At 30.6% G+C, this 17,754-nt stretch carries 21 protein-coding genes; 12 read left to right on the top strand and 9 right to left on the bottom strand.

Annotated features, from left to right (window positions below; genetic code table 11):
• Positions 1 to 37: 37 nt before the first annotated feature.
• The 3 genes from L8V88_RS00435 to L8V88_RS00425 are packed head-to-tail and all read left to right on the top strand — an operon-like array spanning position 38 to position 2,324.
• Positions 38 to 1,612 (top strand): ABC-F family ATP-binding cassette domain-containing protein, encoded by a 1,575-nt coding sequence (locus L8V88_RS00435; RefSeq protein ID WP_047207957.1) that lies wholly within the window; start codon positions 38 to 40, stop codon positions 1,610 to 1,612.
• Positions 1,609 to 1,941: a hypothetical protein gene (locus tag L8V88_RS00430; RefSeq protein ID WP_039617462.1), complete on the top strand. Its 333-nt coding sequence runs from the start codon at positions 1,609 to 1,611 to the stop codon at positions 1,939 to 1,941. The genes L8V88_RS00435 and L8V88_RS00430 overlap by 4 nt, the downstream gene beginning before the upstream one ends.
• A gap of 50 nt (positions 1,942 to 1,991) precedes the next feature.
• A complete protein-coding gene (locus tag L8V88_RS00425; protein ID WP_039617460.1) occupies positions 1,992 to 2,324 on the top strand; it encodes a hypothetical protein in 333 nt (110 codons plus the stop codon).
• Positions 2,325 to 2,343: 19 nt separating this feature from the next.
• On the opposite strand, the gene L8V88_RS00420 is transcribed toward L8V88_RS00425, so the two are convergent.
• The gene (locus L8V88_RS00420) at positions 2,344 to 2,925 is read right to left on the bottom strand and encodes an IMPACT family protein (protein WP_263726342.1); all 582 of its coding nucleotides are present in this window, start codon (positions 2,923 to 2,925) and stop codon (positions 2,344 to 2,346) included.
• Positions 2,926 to 2,999: 74 nt separating this feature from the next.
• On the opposite strand from L8V88_RS00420, the gene galU reads away from it, so the two are divergent.
• The 4 genes from galU (at position 3,000) to L8V88_RS00400 (ending at position 6,512) form a co-directional block, all read left to right on the top strand.
• Positions 3,000 to 3,830: a UTP--glucose-1-phosphate uridylyltransferase GalU gene (gene galU / locus L8V88_RS00415; protein ID WP_087700679.1), complete on the top strand. Its 831-nt coding sequence runs from the start codon at positions 3,000 to 3,002 to the stop codon at positions 3,828 to 3,830.
• Positions 3,820 to 5,043, top strand: a complete 1,224-nt coding sequence (locus L8V88_RS00410; protein ID WP_263726469.1) for a glucose-6-phosphate isomerase — start codon at positions 3,820 to 3,822, stop codon at positions 5,041 to 5,043. The genes galU and L8V88_RS00410 overlap by 11 nt, the downstream gene beginning before the upstream one ends.
• 128 nt (positions 5,044 to 5,171) lie before the next feature.
• Positions 5,172 to 5,621, top strand: a complete 450-nt coding sequence (locus L8V88_RS00405) for a Dps family protein (RefSeq protein ID WP_263726341.1) — start codon at positions 5,172 to 5,174, stop codon at positions 5,619 to 5,621.
• A gap of 9 nt (positions 5,622 to 5,630) precedes the next feature.
• Complete coding sequence (locus L8V88_RS00400; protein ID WP_263726340.1) at positions 5,631 to 6,512, top strand: alpha/beta fold hydrolase; 882 nt, start codon at positions 5,631 to 5,633, stop codon at positions 6,510 to 6,512.
• A gap of 10 nt (positions 6,513 to 6,522) precedes the next feature.
• Here the strand turns inward: L8V88_RS00400 and L8V88_RS00395 are convergent, their stop codons facing one another.
• A complete protein-coding gene (locus L8V88_RS00395) occupies positions 6,523 to 7,686 on the bottom strand; it encodes a 2,3,4,5-tetrahydropyridine-2,6-carboxylate N-succinyltransferase (RefSeq protein ID WP_258107832.1) in 1,164 nt (387 codons plus the stop codon).
• A 10-nt stretch (positions 7,687 to 7,696) separates the two neighbouring features.
• Entirely contained in the window at positions 7,697 to 8,800 is a 1,104-nt protein-coding gene (locus L8V88_RS00390) for an Mrp/NBP35 family ATP-binding protein (protein WP_263724383.1), read from the bottom strand.
• 107 nt (positions 8,801 to 8,907) lie between these two features.
• Here L8V88_RS00390 and L8V88_RS00385 point away from each other — a divergent pair, with 107 nt between their 5' ends.
• From L8V88_RS00385 to L8V88_RS00365, 5 genes are all read left to right on the top strand, one after another.
• Entirely contained in the window at positions 8,908 to 10,023 is a 1,116-nt protein-coding gene (locus tag L8V88_RS00385) for a bifunctional 2-C-methyl-D-erythritol 4-phosphate cytidylyltransferase/2-C-methyl-D-erythritol 2,4-cyclodiphosphate synthase (protein ID WP_263726339.1), read from the top strand.
• Complete coding sequence (locus L8V88_RS00380) at positions 10,020 to 10,895, top strand: hypothetical protein (RefSeq protein WP_263726338.1); 876 nt, start codon at positions 10,020 to 10,022, stop codon at positions 10,893 to 10,895. Before L8V88_RS00385 ends, L8V88_RS00380 begins: the two co-directional genes overlap by 4 nt.
• Entirely contained in the window at positions 10,873 to 12,039 is a 1,167-nt protein-coding gene (locus tag L8V88_RS00375) for a sulfate adenylyltransferase (protein ID WP_263726337.1), read from the top strand. Before L8V88_RS00380 ends, L8V88_RS00375 begins: the two co-directional genes overlap by 23 nt.
• Before the next feature lie 2 nt (positions 12,040 to 12,041).
• Positions 12,042 to 12,533 carry a phosphatidylglycerophosphatase A gene (locus L8V88_RS00370; RefSeq protein WP_263674873.1) on the top strand — a complete coding sequence of 164 codons (492 nt, stop codon included), beginning with the start codon at positions 12,042 to 12,044 and terminating at the stop codon, positions 12,531 to 12,533.
• Positions 12,534 to 12,595: 62 nt separating this feature from the next.
• Complete coding sequence (locus L8V88_RS00365; RefSeq protein WP_263726336.1) at positions 12,596 to 13,018, top strand: hypothetical protein; 423 nt, start codon at positions 12,596 to 12,598, stop codon at positions 13,016 to 13,018.
• 170 nt (positions 13,019 to 13,188) lie between these two features.
• Here the strand turns inward: L8V88_RS00365 and mnmA are convergent, their stop codons facing one another.
• From mnmA to L8V88_RS00335, 6 genes are read right to left on the bottom strand one after another with little or no spacing between them, the layout of a single operon-like run.
• Positions 13,189 to 14,205 carry a tRNA 2-thiouridine(34) synthase MnmA gene (gene mnmA, locus L8V88_RS00360; protein WP_263726335.1) on the bottom strand — a complete coding sequence of 339 codons (1,017 nt, stop codon included), beginning with the start codon at positions 14,203 to 14,205 and terminating at the stop codon, positions 13,189 to 13,191.
• Entirely contained in the window at positions 14,168 to 14,803 is a 636-nt protein-coding gene (locus L8V88_RS00355) for a TIGR00730 family Rossman fold protein (RefSeq protein ID WP_263726334.1), read from the bottom strand. The genes mnmA and L8V88_RS00355 overlap by 38 nt, the downstream gene beginning before the upstream one ends.
• Entirely contained in the window at positions 14,800 to 15,639 is an 840-nt protein-coding gene (gene fliY, locus L8V88_RS00350) for a flagellar motor switch protein FliY (RefSeq protein ID WP_039617433.1), read from the bottom strand. Before fliY ends, L8V88_RS00355 begins: the two co-directional genes overlap by 4 nt.
• The gene (gene fliM / locus L8V88_RS00345) at positions 15,629 to 16,720 is read right to left on the bottom strand and encodes a flagellar motor switch protein FliM (protein ID WP_039617431.1); all 1,092 of its coding nucleotides are present in this window, start codon (positions 16,718 to 16,720) and stop codon (positions 15,629 to 15,631) included. The genes fliY and fliM overlap by 11 nt, the downstream gene beginning before the upstream one ends.
• Entirely contained in the window at positions 16,720 to 17,406 is a 687-nt protein-coding gene (locus L8V88_RS00340) for an RNA polymerase sigma factor FliA (RefSeq protein ID WP_039627867.1), read from the bottom strand. The genes fliM and L8V88_RS00340 overlap by 1 nt, the downstream gene beginning before the upstream one ends.
• Positions 17,393 to 17,749 carry a hypothetical protein gene (locus L8V88_RS00335; RefSeq protein ID WP_039617428.1) on the bottom strand — a complete coding sequence of 119 codons (357 nt, stop codon included), beginning with the start codon at positions 17,747 to 17,749 and terminating at the stop codon, positions 17,393 to 17,395. Before L8V88_RS00335 ends, L8V88_RS00340 begins: the two co-directional genes overlap by 14 nt.
• Positions 17,750 to 17,754: the final 5 nt, after the last annotated feature.

The raw sequence follows: 17,754 nt of genomic DNA, 5'->3' as shown, positions 1-17,754 counted from the left end.
TTGTTAAAATTATAGCAAAAATATTTTAAGGATATTAATGGTAGAAGTAAAAAATCTCACTATGCGTTTTGCAAATCAACTTTTATTTGAAGATGTAAATTTAAAATTAAACCGTGGTGAAAGATATGGACTTATAGGCGCAAATGGCGCAGGAAAATCAACCTTTTTAAAAATTCTCTCAGGTGAAATAGAATCAAGCAGTGGAGAAATTTGCATAGATCCAAATTTAAAAATCGCAGTGTTAGGACAAGATCAATTTGCTTTTGAAAATTACACTATCAAAGATGCGGTAATGTGTGCAAATAAAAGATTATATGATGCGCTAAAAGAAAAAGAAAAACTTTATATGAGTGAAGAATTTACCGATGAAATCAACGATAGATTAAGCGAGCTTGAAATCATAACAGCAGAAGAAGATCCAAACTATGATTGCGAGCTTAGATGTGAAAAAATTCTTAGCTCTTTAAATATTAAAGATTTTAATGCTCTCATGAGTACTTTACAAAGTGCGGATAAATTTAAAGTTTTATTAGCACAAGTGTTATTTTTAGGTGCTGATGTGTTATTTTTAGATGAGCCTACAAACAACCTTGACTTAGAAGCTATTTCTTGGCTTGAAAATGAGCTTTTAAGACATGAGGGAACTTTAGTAGTAATTAGCCATGATAGACATTTTCTAAATAAAGTTTGTACAAGAATTTTAGATGTAGATTTTAAACAAATACGTGATTTTGCCGGAAATTATGATGATTGGTACATGGCTTCAACCTTACTTGCTAAACAAGCTGAACTCAAACGTGATAAAACTTTAAAAGAAAGAGAAGAATTAGAAAATTTCATACGTCGTTTTAGCGCTAATGCTTCAAAAGCCAAACAAGCTACAAGCAGGGCTAAAGCTTTAGAAAAACTTGAACTTGAAGAGATTAAAACTTCAAGCAGGCGTGATCCTAGCATAGTTTTTAGAACAAATAGAGAAATAGGAAATGAAGTTTTAGAATTAAAAGGTATTAGCAAGGCTTATGATAAAACTTTATTTGAAAATTTAGAATTAAAATTAGAAAAAGGCGATAAAATAGCCTTAATTGGCGCAAATGGTGTTGGGAAAAGCACTTTAGCTAAAATCATCGCATCAAAATTAGAACCCGATAGTGGCCATATTCACCTTGGTGCTACCATAGAAATGGGATATTTTTCACAAGATACAACGAATTTAATTAATGAAGATTTGAAACTTTATGAATGGCTAATGAGTGAAAAATTCAAAGATTTAGACGAAATTCGCAAATGTCTTGGTAGAATGCTCTTTAGCGGAAGCGATCAAGAAAAAATGGCTTCTAGTTTAAGTGGAGGCGAAAAACACCGCTTAATGCTTTCAAAATTAATGTTAGAGCGTGGAAATTTCTTGCTTTTAGATGAACCGGATAATCATTTAGATCTTGAAAGTATCATTGCATTAGGCGAAGCCTTGTATAATTTCAAAGGTTGTGTGATATGCATAAGCCACGATAGAGAGCTAATTAGTGCTTTTGCTAATCGTATATGGTTTTTAGAAGATGGGAAATTAACAGACTTTAAAGGAAGTTATGACGAATTTTTAGGAGGTTTAGAATGAATTCGTTTAAGATAAAATATGCAGCTGGTTTTGGACATTTTACTCAAAATCACAGAGGCTTTGGCCCAACTATTTATGTAGAAGAAAGTATTGATTTTCAAAGCGAAAAAGATTATTTTGACTATGTTGAATTTTATGAGAAATTCAGCAAGGAAGATGATACTTATTTTCACATTTCATTTTTAGAAGATCGCCCTTTAACTTCTCAAGAATTAGAAAGTAGAAATGCCTATAGAAAACTGAGAGATGAGCGCTGTAACAAAGCTAGAGAAGAGTTTATTAAAAACAATGAAATAGAAGCTGAATACTACCCAACTCATGGTGATTAAGGAATGATTTTTGCTTGTTTTTTCCTTGTAATATTTTGAAAGGAGAAAACATGCAAGTTAACCATGATAATTTATCGGTTAAAGAGTATGGATATGGTCAAAGTAGTGCTTATAAAAGCACTCAAGGAGCTAATGAAGACTTTATGTCTTTACTTAGTCAAAACAATAGTGAAAATTTAAACGAGCAAAGCATAAAACTTGATGAGCTTTTTTCAAAAGCTATGAGTCAAGATCAATTTAGCACAGGAATTTTTAGCTCAAATATGTCAAATATTTATAATTATCGTTTTAGAGGACAAAACGAAACTCCTATGCAAGCTAATATAGAAGAAAAACAAGAGCCACAAAAAGATATGGTAAAAGATCTTTTAAGTTCTTTATAAAAATGAAGTAAGCAAACGCTTACTTCCAAATAAGTCCACTAAATTCAAATTCTTTTGCAAATTTTTTAAATTCCTCTTCTTCTTTTGCATTAACGCTTAAAATCAATTCAACATTTTCTTGAAATTTTTTTTCATAAGAAATGTTATTTTTATTCAAAAAATGCTCAAATCTTGCATAAAGATAAAAAGGAATGTTTAAAATTAAAATATTTTTAGCTTCAAATTCTAAAAGCGTTGCGTTTAAAATAGCTTCATTTGTAGCTTCACTATAAGCTCTTACCAGACCACCTGTACCAAGTTTAATCCCTCCAAAATAACGCACCACAATCACCGCACAATTAACAAGCAAAGCCCCTCTTAAGACATTCAAACAAGGCATTGCAGAAGTTCCTTTTGGCTCACCATCATCGCTTTTATCTTCTATGATTTGATCAAATTCGTTTAAATACCTATAAGCATATACAAAATGCACGGCTTTCAAATGCTCGTTTCTTAGTTTTTGCATTAAAGTTTGAAAATCTTCAAAAGGACATAAAAAAGACAAAAAAGTTGATTTTTTGATTTCTATTTTTGCTTGATAAATTTGATCAATGGTTTTCATATTTTCCTTAATTTAGCTATAATATTTAAATAAAATTATAATCAAAACAACTTATAAAAATTTAAGGATAAACTATGCTTCAAACTTGTATTTTTCCTGCAGCAGGTTATGGTACTAGATTTTTACCTGCCACAAAAACCCTACCTAAAGAAATGTTACCTATACTAACTAAACCTTTAATTCACTATGGTGTAGATGAGGCTTTAGAAGCTGGTATGGAAACTATGGGTTTTGTTACAGGGCGTGGAAAAAGGGCTTTGGAGGATTATTTTGATATTTCATATGAACTTGAGCATCAAATTGCGGGTACTAAAAAAGAATATCTTTTAAGTGAAATAAGAACACTCATAGATCGTTGCACTTTTACTTTTACAAGACAAAATGAAATGAAAGGCTTAGGAGATGCAGTTTTAAAAGCAAAGCCTTTAGTGCAAGATGAAGCTTTTGGGGTAATTTTGGCAGATGATTTATGTGTGAATGAAGATGGGGTAAATGTTTTAGCTCAGATGGTAAAAATTTATGAAAAATACCGCTGCTCTGTTATAGCTGTAATGGAAGTTGAAGCCAATCAAGTTTCAAACTATGGGGTTATAGCTGGAAATGCTGTGGAAGAGGATTTGATCATGGTAAATTCTATGGTAGAAAAACCTGATCCAAAAGATGCTCCAAGTAACTTAGCTATCATAGGAAGATACATTCTAACGCCTGATATTTTTGGCATTTTAGAAAATACTAAAGCAGGTAAAAATGGAGAAATTCAACTAACCGATGCTTTACTTTCACAAGCAACTAATAATATGGTTTTAGCTTATAAATTCAAAGGAAAAAGATTTGATTGTGGAAGCGTAGAAGGCTTTGTGGAAGCGACAAATTATTTTTATGAGAAAAGTAAAAATGCTAAATAATACTTTATTTTTTAAAACCCAAGATTTTAAAAAAATCACTGCTTATGCAAATAGAATGAATGATGAGTTAGAAAGTGGCGATATAGGATATTATCACTTAGTAGATACAAGCTTTGATTTAATCAAAGAAAGTAAAGAATTTATCGCTACTAAAGCTCATATAGAAAATATCGTTTTAGTAGGTATGGGTGGATCAAGTTGTGGGGTTAAAGCTTTAAAAGAGCTTTTATTTGATCAAGTAGAAGAAAAAAAACTTTTTATTATTGACAATACCTCCTCACATACTTTTACCCAAACTATGCAAAAAATAAATCCTCAAAAAACACTTTTCATCATAGCAAGTAAATCAGGTACAACTATAGAAGTAATTTCTTTATTTAAACTCATCATTGCTCATTTTGATTTTAAAAATGAAAATTTACACGAAAACTTTGTGTTTATTACTGATTTTGAATCAAAACTTCACAAACTAGGTGAAGAATTAAACATAAAATGCTTTTTTATACCTAAAAATGTTGGAGGTAGATTTAGTGTTTTATCTGCTATTGGTATTGTTCCTTTGAGCTTTTGTGGCTATGATACTAAAGCCTTATTAGAAGGTGCAAAAGCTTGTTATGTGGATTTTTTTGAAAAAAAATGTGATCAAATTTTGCAAAAGGCTTATCATTATTGCACGCATAAAAGTGCACATATTAATGTGCTTTTTTCTTATGGAGATGCTTTTAAAGGTTTTAATGAATGGTATATTCAACTAATTGCCGAAAGTCTAGGTAAAAAACAAGGCTTTAAACGCATAGGTTTAACTCCTATTGCTTTAATTGGTGCTAGAGATCAGCATAGCTTTTTACAACTTATCATGGATGGACCCAAAGATAAAACTGTTACTTTTTTAAAAATCAAAGATAGTCAAAAATCTCCTAGTATCCCAAATATAAGCTTTAATCATTTACAAAATTGTGATTTTACTAATGAGGTTAATTTACACGATCTTTTAAACGCACAATGTGATGCAACCATGCATGCTTTGATTGCTGAAAATTTAAGTGTTGATGTCATAGAACTTGAAAAATTAGATGCTTATCATTGTGGGTATTTGATGTATTATTATGAGTTATTTACTTCTGCATGTGGCATTATGCTTGGAATTAATACTTATGATCAACCTGGCGTAGAAGTAGGAAAATTAATACTCAAAAATATATTAAGTAAATAAATTTGCTTTATTGTAAAAAAAGAGTATAATGAAAATATAATAATTACTAACATTAAAATTTATTAGATAATAATTATTATTATTTAAGAATTTTATGTTATAATTTTAAAAATAAAAAAGGAGATAACATGTCAGTAACAAAACAATTATTACAATTACAAGCGGATGCTCATAGTTTATGGATTAAATTTCATAATTATCACTGGAATGTAAAAGGTTTACAGTTTTTCTCAATTCATGAATATACAGAAAAAGCTTATGAAGAAATGGCAGAGCTTTTTGATGATTGCGCTGAGAGAGCTTTACAACTAGGAGAAAAAGCTATCGTTTGTTCAAAAACATTACTAGAAAATGCAAAAGCACCTAAGGTTCAAAAAGACTGCTTTACTCCAGTAGAAGTCTTAGAGCTTATTAGAGAAGATTATAAATATCTCTTGGCTGAATTTAAAAAGCTAAATGAAGAAGCTGAAAAAGCAAGCGATACTACAACAGCAGCATTTGCTCAAGAAAATATTGCAAAATATGAAAAAGTTCTTTGGATGCTTAATTCAACTATCCAAAATACTTGCTCTATATAAGAATTTATAATGTTTTTTGACTTGCAAAGCTTTATTGCTTTAAGTCAAAAAACAAATTTAGCCTCTCAAGAAAAACTACTCTTATTAAAACTCCATACTCATTTTAAAAAAAATATCGATTTATTGCAAAAATTATATGATTATAGTTTGGTAGCTTATTGTGCTAATGTATATTTAAATCAAAGCTTGAAAAAAGAAGGTTTGCAAAAACACAAAGCCATTATAAAAGCTTTAACTAATCCTTTTTATAAAAAAGAAAAAATCCCCGTAGGTGGTTTAAACAATACATTTTTAGCTTTAAAATTTGTAAAAAATTATGAAATACTTGAGCACATCAATGAAACACACCCTCAATCTAAAATGGGTTTTAGAGCTAGTTTTATTTATGATAAAAAAAGAAAAAATTATATTTTAGCCTTTGCAGGAAGTGATTTAAATCCTTTGTGTTTTGATTTTAAAGATCTTTATAGTGATTTTTTGATTTTACTTAACAAAACTCCAAAAGGTCAAATTCAATCCATGCAGTATTTTTATAATCAACTCAAACAAAAATACACCATTGATAAAAAACTCATCATCATAGGGCATTCTTTAGGAGGATATCTAGCTCAAGCTTTTGCAAGAACCTTTCCTAACGCGGTAAAAGAAGTCTATGCCTTTCAAGCACCTGGTTTAAATCAAAATTTCAAAAATCATTCTTATATAAATTTTCATATAAATACCACCCATAATTTAAATTTCAAAACTTACAAATGGTGGAATTTTAATTTTGTGCAAAAACTTTATAAAAAAGATAGCAAAGAGATTTTACTACATACAGGAAGCATTAAACATCATCCTAGCGTGTGTATTTATAAACTGCATGAATTATTTAAAATTCTTAACCCATAAGGGCTAAGAATTAATGTAAATCTTCATTAAGTTTTACAGCCTTTTTATTAAAAGCTGCTATCATCACTCCACTTTGAGAATCTTGTCTAAAATGTAAGCCATTTAATCCTGCTAATTCTAAACCTTTGTATATATCTTTATCAAATTTAAAATCAGGATTGATTTTTTGAAGTTCTTCTTTATTTTTTAAAGCAAATTTAGTCCCTTCTAAAACAGCAATACCCGCATCAACGATACAATTATCCCCTAAAGGAATCCCCGTAACTGAATTTGCACCCAAAAGACAAGCTTTACCAATGCTAATAGCATTACCACTTGTACCACTTAAAACACCAAGTATAGAAGCACCACCTCCTACATCGCTACCTTCACCCACAACAGCTGAAGAACTAATGCGTCCTTCTACCATACAAGCTCCAGTTGTACCTGCATTAAAATTCACATAAGCAGCCCCTGGCATTATAGTAGTACCTGCAGCTAAAACCGCACCCATTCTTACTTTAGAACTTTCTAAAATTCTAGTATTATCCTCAGGAATAACATGAGCTAAAAATCTTGGAAATTTATCTACATAATCTATCCTTGGATATCTTCCACTCATTTTTAAATCAATCTCATTTTCTCTTAAAAAGTCCAAATCAATAGGCTTATTATCGCTCCATGCAACATTTGGTAAAATCCCAAAAGCACCTGTTAAATTTAAACTTCTTAAAGGTACTTTTTTATTTGAAAGTAAGTAAAGTTTTAAATATACACTTTCTAAACTTTTTGGCGCTTCATCTTCAAAAATACAAACAAAGGAAAAAGCATTTTCTCTAAAATTTTCCTTGGCTGCTTTAATTGCTTCTATATTTTTATGGCCTTGCTCTTGCAAAAATGGCGCAAAACATTCAAGCGCAAAATCCAAATCTTCTTTAATTAAAGTAGCCACAAACTCACTTTCATTAAAATCAACATCAACCCCTCTTCTAAAAAAAGCTTCAAACATAACAGCTGCAGCGGCATAATTTTGCTCAAAATTAATCACACCAAAATTAGCTTGAAGTTTTTTATTAGGATCAACTTGACTTAGATCAAGTCTTGCTATAGCAAAAGCTTTAGGCTTTTTATAATTAATCCTTTGTTCGATTTGCTTGATTAAATTTAAAAATTCTTCTTTACTTTCTATTGGCATATTTTCCTCCTTATTGCGAGCACGCGCTTTTGCCATTCATTATAGGTTGAATAGCTGAATTATCTACTTTACCTTCTTGATTAACTTTTTCTATAAATTCCCAAATTTTTTCAGCAGCTTGTAAATATCTTTTTGAACTTACACTCTCAGGCATATAAAAACTCACAGGCTTACCACTATCTCCACCTTCTCTTACACTCATTTCGATAGGAATTTGAGCTAAAACTTCACATTTATAAGCTTTTGCCATTTCTTCTGTAGTGCCTTTACCAAAGATATCATATTCTTTACCATTATCAGGGCATAAAAAGCCACTCATATTTTCTATAATACCCGCAACAGGAATGTGTAATTTTTCAAACATATCTAGCGCTCTTTTGCTATCATCTAAAGACACTACTTGAGGAGTACTTACACACACACCTGCACTCACTGGCACGCTTTGAGCTAGGGTAATTTGTGCATCACCCGTTCCAGGAGGCATATCAAGTAATAATACATCAAGCTCAGGCCAAAGCACATCAGCTAAAAGCTGCTCAATTGCCTTCATAATCATAGAGCCACGCCACATCAAACCTTTACCTTCTTCTATTAGCACACCCATACTCATCATATAAACCCCATGAGATAAAATAGGACGAATTTTTTGGCCTACAATTTCAGGTTTGCTTTTACTCTCACCTAGCATTCTTGGTATATTTGGCCCATAAATATCTGCATCTAAAAGCCCTACTCTTTTGCCCATTTTAGCTAAAGAAATCGCTAAATTTAAAGTTGTAGTACTTTTACCTACTCCACCTTTACCACTTGAAATCATAAGGAAATTTTTAATTTGTGGAGCGATATTTTTACCACTTCTTGAATTGCTTTTTTCTTCAGGAATTTTTGGTTGAATGATTTCTAAATTAAGCTCTAAATTTAAATCTTTTAAAGCATTTGCGATGTTTAGTCTAAGCTCTTGTGCAATTTGAGCATTAGCTGAAACGATTTCAACTACTATATGAGCTTGATTTTCATTTGCTTCAATTTTTTTTACAAAACCAAAACTAACTATATCTTTTTTAAAGCCTGGATATATAACTTGTTTTAGTCTTTCTTCGATTTTTTCCTTCAATTTTTCTCCTTGTTATTTAAAATGATTAATTCTACTAACAAAAATATAAATTTTGGCTTTTATGGTGTATAATATCGTAACATTAATAAGAAATTAAGGTGTAACAAATGTTAGATATTTCCTTGATTATGCTATCTGCGGGAGAATCATCAAGATTTAATGCTCCGGTAAAAAAGCAGTTTTTACGACTAGGCGAACAACCTTTATGGCTTTATGCTACTAAAAATTTAAGTTCTTTTTATCCTTTTAAACAAATAGTTGTTACTTCTGGTAATATTTCTTATATGAAAAAATTTGCCCCTGAATATAAATTTGTCCAAGGTGGTACAACTAGAGCACAATCTTTACTCAATGCTTTAAGTATGGTTGAGAGTGAATATGTTTTAGTCAGTGATGTTGCAAGGGTTTTGATTTCTAAAAACCTTTTTAATAATATCATAGAAAACCATGACAAAGCTGATTGTATTACACCTGTTTTAAAAGTAAGTGATACTACAATTTACGCTCAAGAAGCTATCGATAGAGATAAAATCAAACTCATACAAACCCCTCAACTTTCACGCACGAGTATGCTAAAAAAAGCTTTAGAGCAAAGCTCAAATTTCACTGATGATAGCACAGCTATACAAGCTATTGGTGGTAAAATTTGGTATGTACAAGGTGATGAGTTGGCTAAAAAAATTACCTTTAAAGAAGATTTAAAAAGCTTAAATTTACCAAAACCATCTTGGGATATTTTTAATGGAAATGGCTTTGATGTGCATGAATTTGGAGAGCAAAGAGCCTTGCTTTTGGGTGGAGTAAAAGTGCATGAAAATATGGGTTTAAAAGCTCATTCTGATGGAGACGTGCTAGCTCATGCGCTAATTGATGCGCTTTTGGGTGCAGCAGGGCTTGGAGATATTGGCGAACTTTTCCCAGATAATGATATGCAGTATAAAAACGCCGATTCTATGCTTTTATTGCAAAATGCTTATACTTTGGTGCAAAATTATGGCTTTGAGCTTGTAAATGCTGATATTACTATCATAGCCCAAACACCTAAGATGAAAGATTTTAAAGAAGCTATTGCTTTTAATATCGCTAAAACATTAAAAACTACGCCTAATAAAATCAATATCAAAGCTACCACCACAGAACATCTAGGATTTGTAGGAAGAAAAGAAGGTATTGCGGTTTTAGCTAGTGTAAATTTAAAATATTTTGATTGGATGAAATTATGAAAGTTTTAATAGTAGAAAATGAATTTTATTTAGCTCAAAGTATAGGTTCAAAGCTTAATTCTATAGGTTATGATTGTGATATTATCGCAAATGTTAATGAACTTGCTCATCATGATTATGAAATCATTTTACTTTCTACTAGTATGGCTAATTTTGAACATATTATAGAAATTTTTAAGCATAAAATCATTATTTTACTTATATCTTACATAAGCTCAGATACTGTTTTAGCGCCATTAAAAGCTGGCGCGAGTGATTATATACAAAAGCCTTTCATGATAGAAGAATTAATGCGTAAAATAAAGCATTTTCAAGAATTTAAAAAAATAAGTATTTTAAATCATACTTATCAATCTTACTTAAAACATAAATTTGAAACAGCAAAATTACCAAGTTTTGATTATAAAAAATTTAAATTGCCTTTGATTTTAAAAACCAACAATCAAATTTTTGCCGATCATTTTGTGTTTAATTATACTAATGAGCATAATATCGCAAATATTTATATAGATCTTTCACACCAACAAAATTTAGATAAGATTTTTAAGGATAATTCTTTATATTATTTAGTCAATTTTCAAACCTTAAAACCTTTAGAAAAAGAGAAAGTGTTAAATCTTGCTTTAAAAAAAGCTGTTATTATACATACAAGTACGAATATTGAACATAGTGAATTTCAAATTTTAGAACTAAATGAAGATGAAAAAAGCTTTGAAAGCAATGGGATTTTAACTATTGATGATTATGTTAAGCATATTATCATTAGTTATCAAAATGTCTTTCCTGATACAGATTTATCTAAAAAGTTAGGAATTTCAAGAAAGTCCTTATGGGAAAAAAGGAAAAAATATGGCATTACAAAGAAAAAATAGCATTATAATCTCAGAGGAAGAATACGAGGTTTTATGCTTTATCAAAGAAGGAATTTTTGGTTCTTTTACTAAGTTGATGAACCAAAAAGAAAGAGATGAAGTTCTAGCTACTGGAATGATCCATAATCAAAAAATTCCTTACACTCTAACCTTTGCACCCGCTAGCACAAAAGAAAATAATACTATTTTAGAAAATGCAAAAGTTGGCGATAAAATAGATTTTATCTGCAATGATAAAACCATAGGACATATCATTTTAGAAAGTAAATTTGAAAATGATAAAAACAGCAATGATATTTTTAGACCCAATGCTTGTTTAATTGATGATTTTGGAAAAACTTGCATTAGTGGGGAATTTGAAATTTATCATAACCATATCAAAGCTATTAAAGAAGATTTTGAAAAAATCAAAAAAAGACTCAATCCTTCCAATATCACTGCCATTGTTTCAAGTTTTGATCCTTTTCACAGAGCGCATGAGAGAATTTTAAGATGGGCTATAGAGCAATCTGATCTAGTAATTATTTTCCTTATAGAATCTTATGAAAGTAACGGTTTGAGCTTAAAACTTAAAAAGCGTTGTTTTGATGTTTTTGCTCAAAATTACTTACCATCTTCTAGGGTTTTACTCATACCTTTGCATAATATCAAAATTTTTGCCTCGCATTTAAATCCTGTTCTTGAGTGTGCTTTGGCTAAAAGTTTTGACTGCAATAAACTTTTTGTAGGACAAAATCACGCAGGGCTTGGAATGTATTTTAACCAAAACAGAGCCTTTACTGTGCTTGATGATTTTGCAAAAGATTATAATATAGAAGTAACCATACTTCCTGAATTTGTATTTTGTGATGAGTGCAAAATGATAGTAAGCACCAAATCATGCCCGCATGGAGCTCATCATCATATGAAATATCATGGTGATTCTTTAAAAAATTTACTCAGACTTGGTATCATTCCACCAGCAGTTTTTATAAGAAGAGAAATTTCAGCTTTGATTTTATCTGAGCTTTTTCCAAATCGCTTTCATAATAAACAAAATATCTATAGCAATCTTTTCCCTACGCATGGTATTTTAGAATATCGAAGCGATAAAGAATTTTATGAGCAACTTATAAAACTTCATCAAATGTCATATATGGTGTAATCATGCAAAAACTATTTTTAACTTTTTTTTATTCAGGTAGTGTTAATAAAGCTCCAGGAACTTTTGGCACGATAGCAGCGCTAATCCCTGCGTTTTTTATTTTAAGGTATTTGGGTATAGGAACTTTAATCTTACTTGCAATTTTGCTTTTCTTGGTTTCTATAAAAATCATCGATCAGTATGAAAAACAAACAGGCATACACGATGATAAACACATCGTTATAGATGAAGTTGTTGGGGTGTTTTTAGCTTTGGCAATTTGCGGACAGAGTGTTTTTACTTTTTTACTTTCTTTTGTTTTGTTTAGATTTTTTGATATCACAAAACCTTCTATCATAGGTAAAATTGACAAAAAAACCAAAGGCGGTTTAGGTGTAATGCTAGATGATGTTTTAGCAGGAATTTTCGCAGGTTTATTTAGTGCTGTGATTTATGGAATTTTACTTAAATTTGATCTTTTATGGTTTGATATAAGCATTATGGAGATATTTTAACTCCATAATTTTTTTGATTTAACTTCATTTATGATAAACTTTGCAAACTAAAAGGATAAAAAATGATTAAAAAAACGATGTTTGGTGCTTTGGCATTAATTTCTTTTATAGCATGTGCTAATGGAGTAGATTATAAATATGATCCAAGTAGAGGTTCTAAAGGTGGTTATGATTTATTCATTAAAACTTTAAAAAAAGATTATGGCTCTAATGTCGTGATAAAAAGTCTTAAAGATGTTGATTTAAATGCTTTAAAGCAAAGACACCCTGAAGTAGCTGAAGATTTTGAAGAGATAAAACCGACTCAAGATGAATTAGCTAAAGAGGTTGCAAATGGACAAATACAATATGGCGATGTTGTTTATATCAACTATAAAAATGGCGATTTGAATAAACATGAAATAGTTTATGGCATGTGTGATACAAGAAAATGGAATAAAGAAAGATGTCAAAATAGTGGAGCAATTGTTGATATGACTGAATAAAATCAACCTATCAAATGCAATATAATTTTTCTAAGATAAGATTTACTTAATCTATCTTAGAAAAACCTCAACTACAATTTTCTTATTTTTTATTACAATAAAATAATTTTAATTTTTAAAAAAAGTTAGTATAAAGGGTGCAATGCCAAAGGGACTGCAACCCTTTAGCGTTAATTTATAAATCCGCTTGCAAGAACCAAATCTTTATCGTAAAATACTGCCATTTGTCCGCTAGCAAGTCCATAAACAGGCTCTTGTAAGATGATTTTTGCGCTTTTATCTTCATTAATCAAAACTTTACACGGGGTTGATCTTGATCTATAGCGTATTTTTACTTCGCAATCTAGCTCTTTAGCATCAATAAATAAATTAATATTATCAAGGTTAAATTCACTTATCTTAAGCTCTTCTTTTTTACCTACTATGATTTCATTTTTTTTAGGATCAATTTTTAATACAAAATGTGGCTCATGAGCCCCACGCACCTCAAAACCTCTTCTTTTACCTATGGTATAGTGCATATAACCTTCGTGTTTTCCTACTTCTTTGCCACTACTATCTCTTACAATACCTGGAATTTTAGTATCCATAAACTGATCTAAAACTTGCACATAAGTATCTTCCACAAAACAAATCTCAGAACTTTCCTTTTGTGTTGCAAAAGATTTTAAAACATCGATTGTAGAAGCAAATTTTTTCACATCTTCTTTTTTCATCTCTCCAAGAGGGAAAATCAAATATTCCAAAGCCTCTTTGTCTGCATTTGCTAAAAAATAGCTTTGATCCTTACTCTCATCAACTGCAGTTTTAATCAAACCATTTTCTATCCTTGCATAATGTCCTGTGGATAATTTCTCACAACCCAAACTCTTAGCAAATTCCAAAAGCTTACCAAGCTTGATAAAGCGATTACACAAAGCACAAGGATTTGGCGTCTTTCCTTCTTTGTAGGTATTAACAAAGGGCATATAAACTTGATTTTTAAAATCTTCTTGTAAGTCTAAAATGTGATATTTAATGTCTAAAAATTTAGCAACTTTTTCAACTTTTTGTATATTTTCTTCATGATAATTAGCTTTTCCATGAAGCTTCATATAACAACCTATGATCTCATGTCCTGCTTGCTTTAACTTATAAGCAGTTACAGTACTATCCACACCCCCACTCATTGCAACAAGAATTTTCATCTTTTTCCTTTATCATTCTTATAATTTCATCTAAATCATCACTTATACTATACTTTAACTCATCATTTTTAGATATAGTTCCAAGTTCTAGTAAAGAAGTTTTGATAAATTCATCAAGAGGTTGCCAAAATTTTTGCCCAACTAAAATAATAGGAACATCTTTTTTAAAACTAAGTTGTTTAAGAGTAAGAATTTCAAAAAATTCATCTAATGTTCCAAAGCCGCCTGGGAAAATCACAAAAGCTAGACTCTTTTGAATAAGAGCCATTTTGCGAATGGCTAAGCTCTTAAAAGTGATATTATACTCTAAAAAGTCATTTGCTTTTTGCTCAAATGGTAAATGTATATTAAATCCAAAAGATTTTAAGTGTGAAGTTTGACTTTGCATAGCCCCATAATTTGCAGCTTGCATAATGCCACCGCCACCACCACTGATGATACTATAACCAAGATCTGCTAACTTTTGAGCTAATTTTGAAGTCAAAATACAATACTCATTATCTTCTTTTAAACGCGCAGAACCAAAAAAGGTTATGCCTTTTTGAATTTTTTCTAATTCTTTAAGATAAGCAATATCTTCAATGATATATTCTTTCATCTTAGTTGCTCTAATCTTTCTTTTTTAGAGCCTATCTCAGTAATTTGCACTCCAAAGTTTCCATCTACGATAACTACTTCCCCATAAGCAATTTTTTTATCCCCTATTAAAATTTCTAAAGGATCGTTTGCTAATTGATCAAGCTCGATAACCGAACCTATATCCATAGTTAAAACATCTTTTAAAAGCATTTTTTTACTACCTATACGCACTCTTATAGGCAAACGCACATCCATGATCAAACCGATATTTCTTAGCTCTTCTACATTAGCCAAGGCCTTATGATCTTGCGTATGATCTTCATTTGTTGCTACGATTTCTTCTAAGTCGGTTTTAGTTAAAATCTTATAAATTTTTTCATCAAAAACTAAAGAAATTTTTTCTTCTAAATCAGCTATTTTTACATTGTATAAATATAGTTTATGAAAACCACCAAGTTCTAAGCTATCTGCAACAAATTCACAATTTTCTAGACTAAACTCCATTTTTGGAATTTCTTTTTGCGCGCCTAAAGTTGTAGAAAATGCTGAGATGATATTTTGTATAGCTTCTTTGGCTGCATCCATTTCATCTTCATTAAGCTCACTGTTTTTGGAGATTTCTTCTTCTCCCATCATCCACTCACCAATTGCACTCATTAAAACTGCACTTGCTAGGATTTTGATTTTCATTTCATTATTAACGCTAAAAGTAGCACTAACTAATGGTGGAGTCATAGAATCTTGAGAATTTACATCATACTCATAATACTCACTAAATTCAGCACTTTTTCCTGTTAAACCTTCTATTGTACTTACACATTCATTGACGAATATGCCTAAAAAATCATTGATCATCGTCTTCCTCTTCTAGTTCTTCATTATCATCATACGAATTTGCTTTTGCTCTTCTTTCATCTTCATATTTTTCAAGCATTTCTTTAATCTCATCCTTATCGGTTTTGATAAGTTCTAAGATTTTAATTGACTTTCTAAATCTATGAAGTCCCACTTGAGCTAAAAATACTTCTTTTTTATCAATAGCCACTATAGCTTTATCATCTGCACTTCTATCAAGTTTTAAAATATCCCCTTGTTTTAAATCCAAAAATTCATTCACATTGATAAAAGTTTTACCAAGCATAGCTTCATAAATTACCTCAGCACGACCGATCAAGGTTTTAAGTTCTTTATTTCTTGACTTTTTAGCTGAAGTTTCACCCATCATAATATCACGATTTGCCAAACGGCTCAAAATACTTTCCAAATGCACAACAGGATAACAAATATTTACCATACCGCTTGAATTTCCTATGATAATCTCCATTACCACCATAATAACAATCTCATTTTGAGAAACAATTTGCACAACATTTGGACTTGACTCTTTTGCTTCTACGCTTGGATAAATTTCAGTAACATTCATCCAACTTTCTTTAAGCCTTTGCATTATAATACGCAAAATAGAATCAAGCAAATTAAGCTCGATTTCTGTAAGCTCTCTTAAGGTATCAAAACTCTCCCCTTGACCACCTAAAAGCCTATCTATCATAGGGAAAGCAATACTTGGATTAATCTCTAAAACACAGTTTCCATCTAAAGGTTTAATCGAAAAAACGTTAAAGCTTGTTGGCGAAGGTAAAGACATCAAAAACTCACCATAAGTCATTTGATCCACTGAATGTAGTTTAATCTCAACTATACTTCTCATCATGGATGAAATTTGAGAAGCAAGATTTCTTGCTAATTTATCATGAATCCCTTTAATAGAACGAAGCTGTTCTTTAGAAACCCTATTTGGACGCTTAAAATCATATACTACTATATCTCTTTTATCTTCTATTTCTTCTAGTTTTGATGTAGCTGTACTCTCATCGCTATCATCATCAACAACTTCTAAAAGAGCATCAATTTCTTCTTGGGAAAGTATCTCAGCCATTAAACTAGCCTTTCTCTAATCTTCTTAAGCAAACGCTTATGAATTTGTGAAATTCTTGACTCGCTAATCTCTAAAATCTCTGCGATTTCTTTTAAATTTAATTCTTCATAATAATAAAGCTGTATTACAAGCTTTTCTCTTTCTTTGAATTCTTCCAAAACTGCGTTGATTTTTTCTATTAATTCTTCTTTTTCTATTTGTTCTATGATATTGCTATCATTAAAGCAATTTAGCTGTTCATCCAAAGGCATAACAAGCGATATGGCATGAGCTGCTCTTGCTTCTTTTACCTTTTCTACTTCTAAATTTAGTCTTTGTGCTAAATACTCATCATCGGGTTCTTTTTCATTTTCTTGATAAAACTCATCTATAATAGCATCAATATCTTTGATGATTTTTCTATTGCTTCTACTCATTACATCAAGGCTTCTTAGATAATCAAGCATAGCTCCATTAACTCTTTTTCTTGCAAAGCCCCAGAAATTATCATTTTGTTCTTTATCATAACGGCGTGAGAGTTTGATCATCTCTTCTACGCCAATACTAATTAAATCATTTACATCAATACTAGCAGGCAAACGCTCTTTAAGTCTAAAAGCCATAGCTCTTAATGCTGGCATATAAGAGATGACTAAGTCATCTTGTTCTTTTTTTAGCGTAGAAGCATAGGCATTATGCGGCTGCATGTTTTACTTTTCTTTTTGAAGAGCTTTCAAGCTTTTTAAGGTCTTCACGCTCTTCTTGAAGTTTTTCAAGCAAGTAATCCATTTTCTTTTCTCTTGCGGCTAATTCTGCTATAAAACTATTATTTTCATTTTCATATTTTTCTTTATTAAAGCTTCTACCGCTAATTTTATTAACATCTACAAAGATCATAATTACTATATGGATTAACACATAAAATACAAAAGTAATCAAACAAGTATATACAACTATCTCTACTGCATCTTCTATATTAACTATGGTAAACATTAATCCTATAAAAAAACCACAAACAGTAAAAAAAGCAACAAAATTCTCTGGTCTCATCTTTT

This window comes from Campylobacter sp. IFREMER_LSEM_CL2101, assembly GCF_025771825.1.
GTDB classification, from domain to species: Bacteria; Campylobacterota; Campylobacteria; order Campylobacterales; family Campylobacteraceae; genus Campylobacter_D; species Campylobacter_D lari_C.
The sequence above is the reverse complement of the archived record's forward strand: the minus strand, read 5'-3'. Positions and strand labels throughout refer to the sequence as shown.

What these genes read in the sequence shown, in the direction of transcription:
- L8V88_RS00335 (WP_039617428.1), bottom strand. Translation starts at nt 17,749, where the DNA reads ATGAGACCAGAGAATTTTGTTGCTTTTTTTACTGTTTGTGGTTTTTTT.
- L8V88_RS00425 (WP_039617460.1), top strand. Translation starts at nt 1,992, where the DNA reads ATGCAAGTTAACCATGATAATTTATCGGTTAAAGAGTATGGATATGGT.
- L8V88_RS00420 (WP_263726342.1), bottom strand. Translation starts at nt 2,925, where the DNA reads ATGAAAACCATTGATCAAATTTATCAAGCAAAAATAGAAATCAAAAAA.
- L8V88_RS00405 (WP_263726341.1), top strand. Translation starts at nt 5,172, where the DNA reads ATGTCAGTAACAAAACAATTATTACAATTACAAGCGGATGCTCATAGT.
- L8V88_RS00365 (WP_263726336.1), top strand. Translation starts at nt 12,596, where the DNA reads ATGATTAAAAAAACGATGTTTGGTGCTTTGGCATTAATTTCTTTTATA.
- L8V88_RS00375 (WP_263726337.1), top strand. Translation starts at nt 10,873, where the DNA reads ATGGCATTACAAAGAAAAAATAGCATTATAATCTCAGAGGAAGAATAC.
- L8V88_RS00435 (WP_047207957.1), top strand. Translation starts at nt 38, where the DNA reads ATGGTAGAAGTAAAAAATCTCACTATGCGTTTTGCAAATCAACTTTTA.
- L8V88_RS00380 (WP_263726338.1), top strand. Translation starts at nt 10,020, where the DNA reads ATGAAAGTTTTAATAGTAGAAAATGAATTTTATTTAGCTCAAAGTATA.
- L8V88_RS00395 (WP_258107832.1), bottom strand. Translation starts at nt 7,686, where the DNA reads ATGCCAATAGAAAGTAAAGAAGAATTTTTAAATTTAATCAAGCAAATC.
- L8V88_RS00370 (WP_263674873.1), top strand. Translation starts at nt 12,042, where the DNA reads ATGCAAAAACTATTTTTAACTTTTTTTTATTCAGGTAGTGTTAATAAA.
- mnmA (WP_263726335.1), bottom strand. Translation starts at nt 14,205, where the DNA reads ATGAAAATTCTTGTTGCAATGAGTGGGGGTGTGGATAGTACTGTAACT.
- L8V88_RS00410 (WP_263726469.1), top strand. Translation starts at nt 3,820, where the DNA reads ATGCTAAATAATACTTTATTTTTTAAAACCCAAGATTTTAAAAAAATC.
- L8V88_RS00430 (WP_039617462.1), top strand. Translation starts at nt 1,609, where the DNA reads ATGAATTCGTTTAAGATAAAATATGCAGCTGGTTTTGGACATTTTACT.
- fliM (WP_039617431.1), bottom strand. Translation starts at nt 16,720, where the DNA reads ATGGCTGAGATACTTTCCCAAGAAGAAATTGATGCTCTTTTAGAAGTT.
- fliY (WP_039617433.1), bottom strand. Translation starts at nt 15,639, where the DNA reads ATGATCAATGATTTTTTAGGCATATTCGTCAATGAATGTGTAAGTACA.
- L8V88_RS00385 (WP_263726339.1), top strand. Translation starts at nt 8,908, where the DNA reads ATGTTAGATATTTCCTTGATTATGCTATCTGCGGGAGAATCATCAAGA.
- L8V88_RS00400 (WP_263726340.1), top strand. Translation starts at nt 5,631, where the DNA reads ATGTTTTTTGACTTGCAAAGCTTTATTGCTTTAAGTCAAAAAACAAAT.
- galU (WP_087700679.1), top strand. Translation starts at nt 3,000, where the DNA reads ATGCTTCAAACTTGTATTTTTCCTGCAGCAGGTTATGGTACTAGATTT.
- L8V88_RS00340 (WP_039627867.1), bottom strand. Translation starts at nt 17,406, where the DNA reads ATGCAGCCGCATAATGCCTATGCTTCTACGCTAAAAAAAGAACAAGAT.
- L8V88_RS00355 (WP_263726334.1), bottom strand. Translation starts at nt 14,803, where the DNA reads ATGAAAGAATATATCATTGAAGATATTGCTTATCTTAAAGAATTAGAA.